Annotated in this window: 11 protein-coding genes; 7 read left to right on the plus strand and 4 right to left on the minus strand. The window is 72.1% G+C overall.

The genetic code is table 11. The features are described from left to right. Positions 1-17 precede the first annotated feature (17 nt). On the plus strand, positions 18-1421 hold the full coding sequence (locus tag ACIBD9_RS27190; protein WP_396721915.1) for a cobyrinate a,c-diamide synthase: 1404 nt from the start codon (positions 18-20) through the stop codon (positions 1419-1421). Continuing rightward, positions 1418-1987 carry a GNAT family N-acetyltransferase gene (locus ACIBD9_RS27195; protein WP_396721916.1) on the plus strand — a complete coding sequence of 190 codons (570 nt, stop codon included), beginning with the start codon at positions 1418-1420 and terminating at the stop codon, positions 1985-1987. The genes ACIBD9_RS27190 and ACIBD9_RS27195 overlap by 4 nt, the downstream gene beginning before the upstream one ends. Positions 1988-2011: 24 nt before the next feature. Here ACIBD9_RS27195 and ACIBD9_RS27200 read toward each other — a convergent pair whose 3' ends face one another. Then, entirely contained in the window at positions 2012-4141 is a 2130-nt protein-coding gene (locus tag ACIBD9_RS27200) for a transglycosylase domain-containing protein (protein ID WP_396721918.1), read from the minus strand. A gap of 121 nt (positions 4142-4262) precedes the next feature. On the opposite strand from ACIBD9_RS27200, the gene cobC reads away from it, so the two are divergent. The 4 genes from cobC (at position 4263) to ACIBD9_RS27220 (ending at position 9323) form a co-directional block, all read left to right on the plus strand. Further along, positions 4263-5348, plus strand: coding sequence for an Rv2231c family pyridoxal phosphate-dependent protein CobC (gene cobC / locus ACIBD9_RS27205; RefSeq protein ID WP_396721920.1), 1086 nt, complete (start codon positions 4263-4265; stop codon positions 5346-5348). Next, positions 5348-6466 carry a nicotinate-nucleotide--dimethylbenzimidazole phosphoribosyltransferase gene (locus ACIBD9_RS27210; RefSeq protein WP_396721984.1) on the plus strand — a complete coding sequence of 373 codons (1119 nt, stop codon included), beginning with the start codon at positions 5348-5350 and terminating at the stop codon, positions 6464-6466. The genes cobC and ACIBD9_RS27210 overlap by 1 nt, the downstream gene beginning before the upstream one ends. A gap of 40 nt (positions 6467-6506) precedes the next feature. After that, positions 6507-7820: a uroporphyrinogen-III C-methyltransferase gene (gene cobA, locus ACIBD9_RS27215; protein ID WP_396721922.1), complete on the plus strand. Its 1314-nt coding sequence runs from the start codon at positions 6507-6509 to the stop codon at positions 7818-7820. A 216-nt stretch (positions 7821-8036) separates the two neighbouring features. After that, positions 8037-9323 carry a hypothetical protein gene (locus ACIBD9_RS27220; RefSeq protein ID WP_396721923.1) on the plus strand — a complete coding sequence of 429 codons (1287 nt, stop codon included), beginning with the start codon at positions 8037-8039 and terminating at the stop codon, positions 9321-9323. A gap of 50 nt (positions 9324-9373) precedes the next feature. Here the strand turns inward: ACIBD9_RS27220 and otsB are convergent, their stop codons facing one another. The 3 genes from otsB to ACIBD9_RS27235 all read right to left on the minus strand — a co-directional run bounded on the left by otsB (position 9374) and on the right by ACIBD9_RS27235 (position 13828). Continuing rightward, the gene (gene otsB / locus ACIBD9_RS27225; protein ID WP_396721986.1) at positions 9374-11938 is read right to left on the minus strand and encodes a trehalose-phosphatase; all 2565 of its coding nucleotides are present in this window, start codon (positions 11936-11938) and stop codon (positions 9374-9376) included. Between the two features lie 41 nt (positions 11939-11979). Continuing rightward, positions 11980-13380, minus strand: coding sequence for a trehalose-6-phosphate synthase (locus tag ACIBD9_RS27230; RefSeq protein WP_030333449.1), 1401 nt, complete (start codon positions 13378-13380; stop codon positions 11980-11982). 142 nt (positions 13381-13522) lie between these two features. Next, entirely contained in the window at positions 13523-13828 is a 306-nt protein-coding gene (locus ACIBD9_RS27235; RefSeq protein WP_396721924.1) for a hypothetical protein, read from the minus strand. Between the two features lie 208 nt (positions 13829-14036). Here ACIBD9_RS27235 and ettA point away from each other — a divergent pair, with 208 nt between their 5' ends. Beyond that, complete coding sequence (gene ettA / locus ACIBD9_RS27240) at positions 14037-15713, plus strand: energy-dependent translational throttle protein EttA (protein ID WP_396721925.1); 1677 nt, start codon at positions 14037-14039, stop codon at positions 15711-15713.

Below are 15713 nucleotides of genomic sequence, written 5' to 3' on the forward strand. Positions count from 1 at the left end.
CTCGCGAGGAGTCGATGATGACCGTCGTGCCGCGCCTGGTGCTCAGCGCGCCGTCCTCCGGGCACGGTAAGAACGCGCTGGCGATCGGGCTGCTCGCCGCCCTGGCCGAGCGAGGGGTCGACGTCGCCGGTTTCAAGCTCGGGCCGGACCACGTCGACGCCGCCTACCTCGGCCTCGCCTCCGGTCGGCCGGGTCGGGTGATCGACCCCCGGCTGGTCGGCATCGACCGGCTCGCCCCGCTGGTGGCGCACGGTGCCGCCGGTGCCGGGCTGGCCGTGGTGCAGGGCAGCATGGGGCTGTACGACTCGGTCGGTGGCCGTCCCGAGCAGGAGTCCACGGCCGCCGCGGCCGCCGCGTTGCGCAGCCCGGTGGTGCTCGTTGTCGACGTGGCCGCGATGGGTCAGTCGGTGGCGGCCCTGGTGCACGGTTTCCGTTCGTACGACGAGCAGTTGTGGCTCGGCGGCGTGATCCTCAACCGGGTGGCGTCGTCCCGGCACGAGGGGATGCTGCGCGAGGCGTTGGACGACGTGGGAGTGCCGGTCTACGGCGCGCTGCGTCGCCAGGACCTGCCGGCGGTGCTGCCGTCGCGTCGGCACGGTGTGGCGCCGGTGGTCGACGACTCGGCCGACGCCGTCCGTGCGGTCCGCCGGCTGGGCGAGGCCGTCGCCGCCACGGTCGACCTGGAACGGCTGCTCGGGCTGGCCCGCTCCGCTCCGCCGCTGCCGGCGCCGGCCTGGTCTCCGGAGGAGTCCCTCGGCACGTTCACACCCCCGGCGAACCGGCCGCTGGTGGCGGTGGCCGGTGGGCCGGGCGGCAGCTTCAGCCACCCGGAGACCACCGAGCTGCTCCGGGCCGCCGGCGCCGAGGTCGTCGTCGTCGACCCGCTTCGCGACGAGGCGCTGCCGGTCGGCACCCGCGCGCTGATCGTCGGCGGCGCGCTGCCCGAGGCGTACGCCGAGCAGTTGTCGGCCAACCGGCGGCTCTGCATCGCGGTGGCCGAGTTGGCGCGGACCGGGCGTCCGGTGATCGCCGAGGGTGCCGGGCTGCTCTGGCTGGCCCGGGAGTTGGACGGGTTGCCGATGTGCGGTGTCCTGGACGCGGTCGGCGTCAGCCGGGACGGGGTGGTGGCCGGCTACCGGGAGGCGACCGCCCAGACCGACAGTGTCGTCGCCGCCACCGGCACGGTGCTGGTCGGGCACAAGGCACACCGTGCGGTGCTCACCCCCCGCGCTGGTCAGCGCCCGGCCTGGAGCTGGGACGGCGGCGCGCCGGAGGGCTTCGTCTGGCGTAACGTGCACGCCTCACAGCTCACCCTGCACTGGGCCAGCCATCCGGCGACGGCCGCCCGGTTGGTCGCCGCGGCGGCGGCCGAGCCGACGAGCGAGGTGGTGCCCGCGCAGCCCGGCGGGGTGTCGGTGTGATCGGTCAGGTCGCGGTGCGCCGGTTCCCGGCGTTGACCGTCTCCACCCCGCGTACCGAGGTGCGTCAGCTCACGGCGGCCGACGCGGCGGCGGCCGGGGAGATCTTCGCCGACAAGCTGACCCGGCGTTGGCTGCCGCTGCCCGGTGACTCCGGCCCGATTGACGGGCTGGCCTGGTGCACGGATCTGGCCCGGCAGCGGCGCGACAGCGGGGAGGGTGACCACTACGCGGTGCTCCGGCGGGAGGACGACCAGGTGGTCGGCTCGCTGTGGACCCGGCGCACCGACTGGGGCGCCCGCCTCACCGAGGTCTCCTACGCGATGGCGGCGCACGCGCGGGGGTTCGGCTTCGCCGCCGAGGCGGTCGACGCGGTGGCCATCGCGCTGATCCTGGAGCACGGCTTTCAACGGGTCGAGCTGCGGGTGGCACCCGGCAACCTGGCCTCGCGCCGGGTCGCCGAGAAGGCCGGGTTCAGCTACGAGGGTCTGCTGCGTAACGCCGGTTTCGTCAGCGGCGGCCGGGTGGATCTGGAACTCTGGTCGTTCGTCGCCGCCGACCTGCGCTGAGCTGCGCGCACGACCTGCGGACCGTCAGCCGACGATGGCGTCCGACGGTGGGGTGAACTGGCGGGTGGGTGTGCCCTTCAGGCCGTCGCGCAGGGTCTCCGAAACCGCCTTGATCGGGATCTGGGACTGCCCGTCACCGACGGCGTTGAACGGATTGTCCGGGTCGGAGATGAAGCTCGCCGCGGCCAACTCCGGGGTGTAGCCCACGAACCAGGCGGACCGGGTGCTGTCGGTCGTACCTGTCTTGCCGGCCACCGGGCGTCCGACGGTGCCCCGCACGCTGTCGGCGGTGGACCAGCCGCCGCAGCTGCCGCGCGCCGGGGTGTCTCCGGTCGGGCAGCGGGCCGCGTCGGTGGCCGCCCGCGCGGCGTCCGCGCTGACGACCTGTCGGCAGCGTGGCTTGGCCACCTCGCGGTGGAGGCCGCCCGGGGTGGCGTACGTGGCGGGCGTGCCGTCCCGGTTCATGATCGCTTGCACCGGGATGGCCTCGCAGTAGCGACCGTCGGCCGCGATGGCGGCGTACGCGTTGGCCATCTCCAGCGGGGTGGCGTCGGAGACGCCCAGGGTGAACGCACCCCACTTCTTCGCCTTGGCCGGCGACGCCTGTTCCCGGTCGACGTCGGTGCGCCACCGTAGCCCGAGCTGTTCGGCCAACCGGACCGCCCGGTCCGCGCCGACCTTCTCCTCCAGCCACACGAAGTACGTGTTGACCGATTTGCCGAAGCCGGACCACATGGTCTGCTGGCCGGTCATGGCGCCGCTGGCGTTGGAGGGCGCCCAGCCGTCGTACACGGCGGACTTGTAGCGGTAGGGCGCGTTGAACGAGGTGGAGAGGGTCATTCCCGAGTCCAGCGCGGCCAACATCGGGAACATCTTGAACGTCGACCCGGCCTGGTAGCCGGCCAGGTCACCGCCGCCGAGCAGCGGTGCCACCGTGTTCGGGTAGTTGGCCTTCACCTTCGGCCCGGCCTCGGGGTTGGAGCTCTGCGGGTTGTCGGCCAGGTCCAGCGAGTACGTCCGGTTCACCGCCATGGCCTTCACCCGCCCGGTGCCCGGTTCGGAGACCACGATGCCGTTGGCGAACGGGCTGCCGGTGGCTTCCTTGGCGCCGACGCTCTTCTCGGCCGCCTCCTGGACCTTCGGGTCGAGGCTGAGCACGATCCGGTAGCCGCCCCGGCGCAGGTTGTCCATCCGTTCCAGGCGGCTCGCCCCGAACGCGGGCTGCGCGCTCCACCAGTTCTTCAGGTAGTCGCAGGCGAAGCCCCAGCTGTTGTACTTCTCCGCCACCGCGGCGCAGTCGTGCGGTGGGGTGGTCAGCTTGAGCCGGATCGGCTCGGACTTGGCGGCGGCGGCCGAGTCGGGGGAGAGGTAGCCGAGTTGGCTCATCCGGTCCAGCACGTAGTTGCGCCGTCCGGTGGCCTCCTTCTGGTCGGAGTCGGCCGGGTCGTACTCGGAGGGGGACTTGACCAGTCCGGCGAGGGTGGCGGCCTCGACCGGGGTGAGGTCCTTCGGGGTCTTGGAGAAGAAGATCTCGCTGGCCGCGTAGATGCCGTACGCCCGGTGCCCGAAGTACGCCGAGTTCAGGTAGCGCTCCATGATCTGTTCCTTGCTCAGCTCCTTCTCCAGGTCCAGCGCCATCCGCATTTCCTTGACCTTGCGAAGGCTGGTCTGCTGGGTGGCTTCCTGGACCTCCTTCGGCGTGGTCGCGCTGTCCCGCAGGGCCATCCGGACGTACTGCATGGTCAGCGTCGAGGCACCCTGGGAGCCGCCGGAGCGGGCGTTGGAGACGAAGGCCCGGGCCACGCCCTTCGGGTCGACGCCGTGGTGCTGGTAGAAGCGGGAGTCCTCGGCGGCCACGATCGCCTGCTGGATGTTCGGCGACATGTCCGACAGCTTGGTGTACTGCCGGTACTCCTCGTAGAACATGGTCAGCACGGTCTTGCCGTCCGGGCCGTAGACGTACGAGGTCTCGGCGGGCAGGGCGGTCTTCAGCAACCGGGTCTTCTGCTCCACGGCGTGCGCGGTGGCCTTCGCGCCGAGCCCGGTGAGGGCGACGAGTGGGTAGGCGGCGGCGGCGATCACGATTCCGGCGATCAGTCCGGCGCGCAGGAGAGGGACGAGTCGACCAGCGGCAGCAAGGGGTCGGTTGCTCACGTGGTCAAGTTATGACATTTCCGATTCGTACATGAGAAGAACTCTTAAACCGGCGAGTGGTGACGTGGCTTACGCCGGGATCGACTGTCCCACCGGCCACCTTCCCGGCAGGATCGCGGACATGTCTGATCAGCCGAGCGCGGTCGACCCACCCACCGGGGTCGAGCCGGACCTCGCGCACCACGGCGACGCCGAGGCCACCGCCGGCCTGATCGACCTCGCCGTCAACGTCCGTCGGGCGCGGCCTCCCGCCTGGCTGGCCGACCCGATCGCCGCGACCCTGACCGACCTGGCCCGCTATCCGGACCCGGCGCCGGCCCGGGCGGCGGTCGCCGCCCGACACCGCCGTCACCCGAACGAGGTGCTGCTCACCGCCGGGGCCGCCGAGGGCTTCGTGCTGATCGCCCAGGCGCTGCGCGGCGTTCGCCGCCCCGTGGTGGTGCACCCCCAGTTCACCGAGCCGGAGGCGGCGTTGCGGGCCGCCGGGCACCAGGTCGAGCGGGTGCTGCTCGACGCCGCCGAAGGCTTCCGGCTCGATCCGTCCCGGGTGCCCGCCGACGCCGACCTCGTGATGATCGGCAACCCGACGAACCCGACCTCGGTGCTGCACCCCGCCCGGACGGTGGCCGCGCTGGCCCGCCCCGGCCGGGTGCTGGTGGTCGACGAGGCGTTCGCCGACACCACCATCGCGCCCGGGCACCCGGGCGAACCGGAGTCGCTGGCCGACCGCAGCGACCTGCCCGGGCTGCTCGTGGTGCGCAGCCTCACCAAGACGTGGGGCCTGGCCGGCCTGCGGATCGGCTACCTGCTCGGCGCTCCGGAACTGCTGTCCCGGTTGGCCGCCGTCCAACCGCTCTGGGCCGTCTCCACGCCCGCGCTGGCGGCCGCGTCGGCCTGCGCCAGCGCCGTCGCGGTCCAGGCCGAACGCGCGATCGCCGCCGACCTCGCCGCCGACCGCGACCACCTGGTCGCGCGCCTCGCCGACCTGCCCGGTGTACGCGTCGTCGGCCGTCCCGCCAGCGCGTTCGTCCTGCTGCACCTGCCGGGCGCGACAGCGATCCGGGCCGCCCTGCGCGAGCGCGGCTGGGCGGTGCGCCGAGGCGACACGTTCCCCGGGCTCGGCCCGGACTGGCTGCGGGTGGCCGTACGCGACCGAAACACCACCGACGCGTTCATCGACGTGCTGCGCGAGACCATGGAGGCATGATGCTGGAGACCACGATCGCGGCGATCCGCCCGGCGGACGAAGCGGCCATGGCCGCCGCCCGGGAGCTGCACGGCCGGCTGACCAAGCCGGCGGGCTCGCTGGGCGCGCTGGAGGAGCTTTCGGTACGCCTCGCCGGCCTGGCCGGCGCCTGCCCCCCACCGCTGCCCGAGCCGGGCGCGGTGGCGATCTTCGCCGGTGACCACGGGGTGCACGCCCAGGGGGTGAGCCCCTGGCCGCAGGAGGTCACCGCGCAGATGATCGGCAACTTCCTGGCCGGCGGAGCGGTGGTCAACGCGTTCGCCCGGCAGGCCGGCGCCTCGGTCACCGTGGTCGACGTCGGCGTGGCCACCCCGCTGCCCACCGAACCGGCTGTGCTCGACCCGGCCGTGGACGCCCCGGCCGTGGCCGCCCCGGCTGTGCTCGACCCGGTCGTGCCGCGACTGGTTGTCGCGTCCGTCCGCCGGGGCACCCGCGACCTCGCGGTGACCGCCGCGCTGACCCGGGACGAGGCGCTGGCGGCGGTGCAGACCGGCATCCGGATCGCCGACGAGCTGATCGACGCTGGCGCCGGCATCCTGCTCACCGGGGACATGGGCATCGGCAACACCACCCCGGCCGCCGCGCTGATCGCCGCGTTCACCGGCGTCGACGCGCTCGACGCCACCGGTCGGGGCACCGGGGTCGACGACCCGACGTACGCGCACAAGGTGGCGGTGGTGCGGGCCGCGCTGGCCCGGCACACCCCCGACCCGGCGGACCCGCTGGGGGTGCTGGCCGCCGTCGGTGGCCTGGAGCACGCCGCCCTGGCCGGGCTGATCCTGGGGGCCGCGGCGCGCCGCACGCCGGTGCTGCTGGACGGGGTGATCGCGGTCTCGGCCGCGCTCGCCGCCGCCGCGTTCGCCCCGGACGCGATCTGCGCCATGGTCGCCGGCCACCGCTCGGCCGAGCCCGGTGCCACGGCCGCGCTGCGCCACCTCGGCCTCGACCCGCTCATCGACCTGGGGCTGCGCCTCGGCGAGGGCACCGGCGCGCTGCTGGCGTTGCCGGTGGTCACCGGCGCGGTCCGGGTGCTGCACGAGGTGGCCACCTTCGACTCCGCCGGGGTGGCCGAGAAGTGACCACGCGCAACGAACGCGCTGCCCGCCTCGGTGGTGTGGCGTGACCTCCAATCCGTACCCCCTTGGTTTGCGCCTGCACGGGCGGCGGGTGGTCGTGGTGGGTGGCGGCGCGGTCGCCACCCGGCGGGTACCCGCGCTGCTGGACGCCGGTGCGGACGTCCTGCTGGTGGCCCCGGAGCTGACCCCGGCGCTGCGGGCCCGGGCCGACGCGGGTCGGCTGCACTGGGTGCAGCGTCGGTTCGTGCCCGAGGACCTGGACGGCGCCTGGCTGGTCCAGGTCGCGGTCGACGACCCGATGGCGGCGGCTTCGGTGAGCGCCGTCGCCGCCGAGCGGCGGATCTTCTGCGTCCGGGCCGACGACCGGACGGCCGCCACCGCCTGGACTCCGGCGGTGACCCGGCACGGCCCGGTCACCGTGGCGGTGCTCGGCGGCGGCGATCCCCGGCGTGCAATGACCGTCCGCGACGCGATCCGTGACCTGCTCGCGGTCCGCCTGGCACCGGACGAGACCGCTCCGACGCAGAGCGGGCCCGACGCTTCGACCGGTGCGACCGGTGCGACCGGTGCGACCGGTGCGACCGGTGCGACCGGTGCGACCGGTGCGACCGGCGGGACCGGCGGGCGGCAGTCCGGGCGGGTGGCGCTGGTCGGGGCGGGGCCGGGAGACCCGGAGCTGATCACCGTGAAGGGCTGGCGGCTGCTCACCGAGGCCGACGTGGTGGTCGCCGACCGGTTGGTGCCCGGGCTGCTCCTCGACGAGCTGCGCCCCGACGTCGAGCTGGTGGACGCCTCGAAGATCCCCTACGGCCCGTCCCGGGCCCAGGAGGAGATCAACCAGATCCTGGTCGACCGGGCCCTGGCCGGCGCCTTCGTGGTGCGGCTCAAGGGCGGCGACCCGTACGTCTTCGGCCGCGGCGGCGAGGAACTGCTGGCCTGCGCGGCGGCCGGCGTGCCGGTGACCGTGGTGCCCGGGGTGACCAGCTCCATCGCCGCGCCGGCCGCGGCCGGCATCCCGGTCACCCACCGGGGGGTGGCGCACGAGTTCACGGTGGTCTCCGGGCACCTGGCACCCGACTCGCCGGCTTCGCTGGTGCGCTGGGACGCCCTCGCCGGTCTGCACGGCACCCTGGTGATCCTGATGGGGCTGAAGAACCTCGCCGCCATCACGGCCACCCTCATCGCCCACGGTCGGTCACCGCAGACGCCGGCAGCCGTCGTCCAGGAGGCCACCACGGGCACCCAGCGGGTCCTGCGGTCCACGCTGGGCGAGGTGGCCGCCGACGCGCTCACGGCCGAGCTGCGCCCGCCCGCCGTCGTCGTGGTGGGCGACGTGGTGAACGCCCTCGACAGCTGACAGGTGACCGAACGCGGGTCCGGGTGAAGAGCCACCGGCCGATGGTTCGTTCCGACCGTGCCGGCGACGCCGATCGGACGTGGGAACGAGCCGGCAGGGTAGATCTTGGACAGTTTCCGTTACGTGCTAACGGAAACTGTCCAAGATTGCCAGCTGCGGCGGCGCCGACCGTCGCGAGCGGTGAAAGCGTCGGTGGCTGTCGACACAATGTCGACCATGCTCACCGTGAAGGATCCTCACGAGAAGTGGCGGACGGAACTGCTCACACCCGTCGCGCTGCGGTTCGGACGCCCCGGCCTGACCACCACCTTCGAGGACCTCCCCTCGCGATGGCGCGATGCTCCGGTCCGAACTCTGAGGTGCACGGACGCGGACGGCTCCTGGGGCGTCCTGGTCACGGTGGTCCGTGGCCATCGCCAACAGCCGGGCGACTCGCTCGTCGGCAACGAGTTCGGCCGGGACCCGCACACCGCCTATGACCTGGACTCGCCCGGCGAGCTGGTGTACGAGGTGCAGGTGACCGAGGACGACGGGTCCGACGAGCACGAGCTGCTGGCGTTCCGGCTCTTCGGCGACCCGCAGGAGGCCGGGGCGGAGGTGCTGCGGTGGGCCGGGAAGAAGGCGGCGCACTCGGTCCGCCCGTCGGCCGAACGGGCCGAGATACGGCAGCGCCGGGAGCGCCGACAGTTCGACCACCGCGAGGCCAGCGCGGCATCGCCGCTGGTCCGGATCGGCGCGGTGTCGGACGAGGCCGCCGCCGACCTCGACGCCATCGACGGGTCCGCGTTGTGCTGGCACTTCCCGCGCGGGAACACCGGTGCCTACCTGCGGTCGGCGGTGGTCGCACTAGCCGGCTACGGCGAGCAGCGGCCGCACCTGCGGGGCCGGTGGCTCACCGCACGGGTCGACGGCGAGGAGTTGGTCATCGGCATCGACGAGCTGATCCCGGCCAACCAGCGGCACCGCTGGGACGGCGCCCGCTGGCTGTGGGACCGCCGACAGGCGAACACCCCGGCCGGGCTCCGCTGGCAGGTCGATCGGGTCGAGCAGGCCGCCCCCGGGGTCGCGGCCGTCCGCCGTGGCGCGTTGGCCGAGGCGCTGACCAACGCCGGGGTGGAGACGGATCCGGAGCTCGACGCGTTGCTGACCGGCGTGCCGTACCGGCTCTCCGACGCCGAACTCACCCCCACTTGGGTGGCGAACCTGTACCGCGGTCTCGCCGACCTCGCGCCCTGGCGGCTGGACGCGGCGTACCGAGGTTGGCGTGACGGCCGGCAGGCACAGGGGCTGCCGGTCCGGGACCCGGTTGTCCTGTTCGGTCTCGGCGGCGTCGGCGCGGCCCGTAAACCGAAGCTCGCGCTCGACCACACCGGCGACGCCCCACTGCTGTGCCTGATCCACACCGGCAGCAGCGCCGTGCTGCCGTACGCGCACTGGACGGTGCCCACCGACCTGGGTGCCCGCCTGTACGGGTGGCAACCGAGCCTGCCGTCCCCGCAGTGACCGACGGGGCCGAAGCGTAAGCGCTCCGGCCCCGTCGTACGAGCGGTCGACTACTGCTTGAGCATGTTGTCCAGCAGTAGGGCACAGCGGATCAGACCGAGGTGGCTGTACGCCTGCGGGTGGTTGCCCAGGCCGCGCTCGGCGAGCGGGTCGTACTGCTCGGGGAGCAGGCCGGTCGGGCCGGCGGTCAGCACCATCTGCGCGAACAGCTCCTCGGCGTCGGTGCGGCGGCCGGTGCGCAGGTACGCCTCGATGAGCCACGCCGTGCAGATGTGGAAACCGCCCTCACGGCCGGGCAGGCCGTCGTCCCAGTGGTAGCGGTAGACGACCGGGCCGCTGCGTAGGTCCGCCTCGATCCGCAGGACGGTGGACAGGAAGCGCGGGTCGTCGCCCGGGAGCAGGCCGGAGAGCCCGATCCAGAGTGACGAGGCGTCCATGTCCTCGTCCCCGTACGCGACGCTGTACGCCTCGACGTCGGAGTGCCAGCCGTGCTCCAGCACGTTGGCGCCGATCCGGTCCCGCAGGTCCTTCCACTCGGGCCGGTCCTCGCCGCCGTGCTCGCGCATCACGTGCAAGGCGCGGTCGACGGTCATCCAGCACATCACCTTGGAGAAGACGTGGTGCCGGGGTGGCAGCCGGGCCTCCCAGATGCCGTGGTCGGGCTCGTGCCAGCGGCGGCGGACCGCCTCGACCATGTTCTCCAGGACCCGCCACTCGTCGTCGCGGACCGAGCCGCGGGCGTCGGCGACGGCCGCGATCAGGTCGGCGATCGGGCCGAAGACGTCCAGCTGCAACTGGTGGTTGGCGAGGTTGCCGACCCGGACCGGCCGGGAGCCGGCGTACCCGGGAAGCGTGTCGATGACCGCCTCGGCGCCCAGCTCGTAGCCGTCGATGGTGTAGAGCGGGTGCAGTCGCTCCGGGTGCCCGCCGGTGCGCTCGATGCAGCCGTCCACCCAGCGCAGCAGCGCCTCGGCCTCCTCGACGGAGCCCAGGTCGACAAGTGCGCGGGCGGTCAGCGCCGCGTCGCGCAGCCAGCAGTAGCGGTAGTCCCAGTTACGGACGCCGCCCAGCTCCTCGGGGAGCGAGGTGGTCGCCGCGGCCAGGATCGAGCCGGTGGCTTCGTGGCAGAGCCCGCGCAGGGTGAGGGCGCTGCGCGCGACCAGGTCCCGGGCGGTGGACGGCAGCCGCAGCGAGGCCACCCAGTCCTTCCACGGCTGCTCGGCGGCGGCCTGCCGCTCGTGGATCGGCACCCGGTGGTGCTCCAGGCTGTGCGTGCCGAAGCGCAGCTCCAGCACGACCTGGCCACCGGCCGCGGAGAGGTCGACGATGGCCTTGGCGGTCTCGTAACCGCCGTCGTTGCGGACCTCCCACTCCACGCCGGGGGCGTAGAGCGCGACCGGTTCGTTGGAGCCGAGCACCAGCAGGCCGTCGCCGAGCGGCTGCAACTGCACGGCGACCTGACCGAACTCGGGCCTCGGCGCGAACTCCACCCGGGCCTTGCCACTGCCGGTGAGCACCCGGATCAGGGTCGAGTCGCCGGTGATGACCGCCGGGCTGTCGTCCGGAGTGGTCTCCCGGGCCGGCTTGTCCAGCCAGTCGGTGACGGTGAGCCCGGACCAGCGGGTCTCCACGGTCATCGTGCCGGAGCGGTAACGCTGACCCAGCGGGATGCCGCCGCGTTCCGGGGCGACGCTGAAGTGACCGGCCGGGCTGCCACCGACGAGGTCGGCGAAGATCGCCGCCGAGTCCGGCTTGGGGTGGCAGAGCCAGCTCACCTTGGCCTCGGGGGTGAGCAGAGCGACGGTACGACCGTTGGCCAGCATGGAGTGCCGTTCGATCGGCACCGCCCGCTCACCGAACAGCCAGTGCCGCCGGGTCTCAAGCAGCAGCGCCAGCGCGCGGGCGGCCTCCAGCGGGTCGGCGACCCGGTAGCTGGCCTTGGTGTCGCCGGGGCCGATCTTGATGCCGAGGTCGGGACCGTGCAGGTGGCCGAACGCGTTCTCGTCGGTGACGTCGTCGCCGATGAACAGCACCGCGCTGGAGGCGAGCTGGGTCCGGAGCTGGTCGAGCGCGGTGCCCTTGTGGGTGGCCACCACGGAGAGCTCGATGACCTCCTTGCCCTGGGTCACCGTGACCCCGTCGAAGGTGGCCGGACCGTTGCGGACAGCCTCGATGGCGGCGGCGGCGATCTGCGGGTCGACGCCGCGGGTGTGCATGGCGACGCTTGCCGGTTTGCGTTCCAGACGGATGCCCGGGTGCTGGGCCGCGATCTCCCGCAGCGCGTTGCGGACCTGGGTGCGCACGGCGACCAGTTCGGGGGAGAGCCGCTCGACGAAGCCGATGTCGAATTCGGAGCCGTGGCTGCCGACGAGGTGCACCTCGCTGGGCAGCCGCGAGAGCGCGGCCAGGTCGCGCAGCGCCCGGCCGGAGACCACCGCCACGGTGGTCTGCGGCAGCGCGGCGAGCGCGCGGACCGCGGCCACCGACTCGGGCAGCGGGACGGCCGTGCTCGGGTCCTCCACGATCGGCGCCAGCGTGCCGTCATAGTCGCAGGCGACCAGGAGCTGGGGGACCCGGGCGATCCGGCCGATGGCGGAGCGCAACTCAGGGTCCATGACCCCGGTGGCGACCGCCGCCCCATCGTTGACGGACGTGTTCACTCGGCCTCCGCCTCGGGAACTCCGAGCTCCGAGAGGAAAGACTTGGCCCAGTGGCCCACGTCGTGGGTACGCAGGTGACGTTGCATTGTCCGCATCCGGCGGCGTGCCTCGGTTTTCTCCACGTGCACTGCCCGGAGGAGGGCGTCCTTGACCGCGTCCGGGTCGTGCGGGTTACACAAAAATGCCTGGCGAAGCTCGGTGGCGGCACCGGCGAACTCACTGAGGACGAGTGCGCCACCCTGGTCGGCACGTGATGCTACGTATTCCTTCGCCACGAGGTTCATGCCGTCTCGCAACGGGGTCACCATCATCACGTCGGCAGCAACGTACATCGCCGCCAGCTCACTGCGACTGTACGACTGATGAAGGTAATGGACCGCCGGCACGCCGACCCTGCCGAACTCGCCGTTGATCCGACCGACCTCGCGCTCGACCTTGACCCGTAGTGCCTGGTAGTGCTCCACGCGCTCGCGGCTGGGCGTGGCCACCTGAACCATGACCGCGTCGGGAACTGTCAACTTTCCGTCAGCCAGCAGCTCCCGGAAGGCCTTGAGCCGCAACTCGATGCCCTTGGTGTAATCCAGCCGGTCCACGCCCAGGATTATCGTCTTCGGGTCGCCCAACTCGGCGCGAATCTGCTTGGCCCGGGCCTGGATCGCCGGGTCGGCGGCCATCCGCTCCATCTCCTGGGTGTCGATCGAGATGGGGAAGGCGCCCGCCTTCACCTGCCGACCGTCGACCTGGATCATCTGCCCCTCGTAGCGCAGCCCGAGCAGGTGCCGGGCCAGCCGGACGAAGTTCTGTGCGGCCAGCCGCTGCTGGAAACCGACCAGGTCGGCGCCGAGCAGACCGCGCAGGATCTCGGTGCGGAACGGCATCTGCATGAACAGCTCGATCGGCGGGAACGGGATGTGCAGGAAGAACCCGATCCGCAGGTCCGGGCGGAGCTCACGGAGCATCGCCGGCACCAACTGGAGCTGGTAGTCCTGCACCCAGACCGTCGCGCCCTCGGCCGCCACGTCGGCCGCGGCCTCCGCGAACCGGGCGTTGACCAGGCGGTACGCCTCGCGCCACCGGCGCTTGTAGGCCGGCGTCTCCACCGCGTCGTGGTAGAGCGGCCAGATCGTCGCGTTGGACTGGCCCTCGTAGTAGCGCTCCAGCTCCTCGGCGCTGAGCGGGACCGGGTGCAGCCGGATCCCCTCCAGGTCGAACGGCTCGGGTGCCGCGCCGGTGCCACCGGCCCAGCCGACCCAGGTGCCCTTGTGTTCGGCGAGTACGGGGTGCAGCGCGGTGACCAGCCCGCCAGGGCTGCGTCGCCACTGCCGGCCCTCGGGTGTGCTCACCTCGTCGACCGGCAGACGGTTCGCCACTACGACAAAGGAGCTACGGACGGTCACGATCGGCCACCTCCGGGTACTGACGGGTCCACCGCGATGAGCGTACTGAGCGTAGCTGCGGCGTCTTGTGCCCCGTGCCGGAGTCTCCTACCCGCCTCGGTCCGACCGAATCCTAGAGGTGATCTTGTCGACAGCCCGCGGCTCAGAGGTCGATGATCGGCCATTCCTTCGGCAGTACCTCGCCGAGCAACTCCCTCCGATCCGTCATGATCGGTGTGATCGCCCGAGCCGCCTCCACCGCAGCCTGGGCAAGGTCCATGGCCGGCCGCCCGGCCTGCTCCAAGCGAGCCGGCGAGAGCGCGAAACCCGCCTGCCGGAGTGTGTGCAGGGTGCGCTCATCGGCCATGTCCTTTCGCACGCACTCCGTCACAAAGGCGGAGATGTCCGGTTCCTCGGCCAGCCGGTCGGCCAGCTCGTCCGGCAGCTCGATGACGAACTCGGTAGACATCGAGTCACGATAAAAGCGGACTGCCGAGCGGCAACGCGGCGCGCCCGCGTACTCCTGGGGCGGGGTGATGTGGGCGAAGCGCGCCGTACCTGTCAGGATTGACGATGGCGTGCGCGCGGCCGGCTCCCGGCCGGCGGCGGCGGGCGGTCCTCGCAGCCCGCGCCGCGCCGCCGATCAGCGACAGCAACCGACGGAGGTAGCCCGCACCGTGGCCCAGTACATCTACGTCCTGGAAAAGGCGCGCAAGGCGCACGGCGACAAGGTCGTGCTCGACAACGTCACGTTGAGCTTCCTGCCGGGGGCCAAGATCGGTGTGCTCGGTCCGAACGGCGCCGGTAAGTCCAGCCTCCTCAAGATCATGGCAGGGCTGGACAAGCCGAGCAACGGCGAGGCCCGACTCATGCCCGGCTACACCGTCGGCATGCTCGCCCAGGAGCCCCCGCTCAACGAGGCCAAGACCGTGCTCGGCAACGTCGAGGAGGCGGTCGCCGAGACCAAGGCCAAGCTGGAGCGGTTCAACAAGATCGCCGAGCAGATGGCGACCGACTACTCCGACGAGCTGATGGAGGAGATGGGCAAGCTCCAGGAGGAGCTTGACCACCTCGACGCCTGGGACGTCGACTCCAAGCTCGAACTGGCCATGGACGCGCTGCGCTGCCCGCCGCCGGACGCCGACGTGACCCAGCTCTCCGGTGGTGAGCGTCGCCGGGTCGCGCTCTGCAAGCTGCTGCTGGAGGCGCCCGACCTGCTGCTGCTCGACGAGCCCACCAACCACCTGGACGCGGAGAGCGTCTCCTGGCTGGAGCAGCACCTGGCGAAGTACGCCGGCACCGTCATGGCGATCACCCACGACCGGTACTTCCTCGACAACGTGGCCGGCTGGATCCTGGAGCTGGACCGTGGCCGGGCGATCGGGTACGAGGGCAACTACTCCACCTACCTGGAGAAGAAGGCCGCCCGGCTGGCCGTCGAGGGCCGCCGCGACGCCAAGATGAAGAAGCGCCTCACCGAGGAGCTGGACTGGGTCCGCTCCAACGCCAAGGCCCGGCAGACCAAGTCCAAGGCCCGCCTGGACCGGTACGACGAGATGGCCAGCGAGGCGGAGAAGACCCGCAAACTGGACTTCGAGGAGATCCAGATCCCGCCGGGTCCGCGCCTCGGCAGCACGGTGATTGAGGCGCAGAACCTCAGCAAGGGCTTCGGCGACCGGCTGCTGATCGAAAACCTGTCGTTCTCGCTGCCGCGCAACGGCATCGTCGGCATCATCGGCCCCAACGGCGTCGGCAAGACCACGCTGTTCAAGACCATCGTCGGGCTGGAGGAGCCAACCGCCGGGTCGGTGCGGGTCGGCGAGACGGTCTCACTGTCGTACGTCGACCAGAACCGTGAGGGCCTCAACGGCGACAAGACCGTCTGGGAGGTCGTCTCCGACGGACTGGACTACCTGATGGTGGGCAAGGTCGAGATGCCGTCGCGGGCGTACATCGCCGCGTTCGGCTTCAAGGGCCCGGACCAGCAGAAGCCGACGAAGGTGCTCTCCGGCGGTGAGCGCAACCGGCTCAACCTGGCGCTGACCCTGAAGATCGGCGGCAACGTCATCCTGCTCGACGAGCCGACGAACGACCTGGACGTGGAGACGCTGTCCAGCCTGGAGAACGCGCTTCTGGAGTTCCCCGGCTGCGCCGTGGTCATCTCCCACGACCGGATGTTCCTGGACCGCGTCGCCACCCACATCCTGGCCTGGGAGGGTGACGACCAGGACCCGGCCAAGTGGTTCTGGTTCGAGGGCAACTTCGAGGCGTACGAGAAGAACAAGATCGACCGCCTCGGCGCGGAGGCCGCCCGGCCGCACCGGGTGACGTACCGCAAGCTGACCCGCGACTGA

This window comes from Micromonospora sp. NPDC050784, assembly GCF_044456765.1.
Lineage (GTDB): Bacteria > Actinomycetota > Actinomycetes > Mycobacteriales > Micromonosporaceae > Micromonospora > Micromonospora foliorum.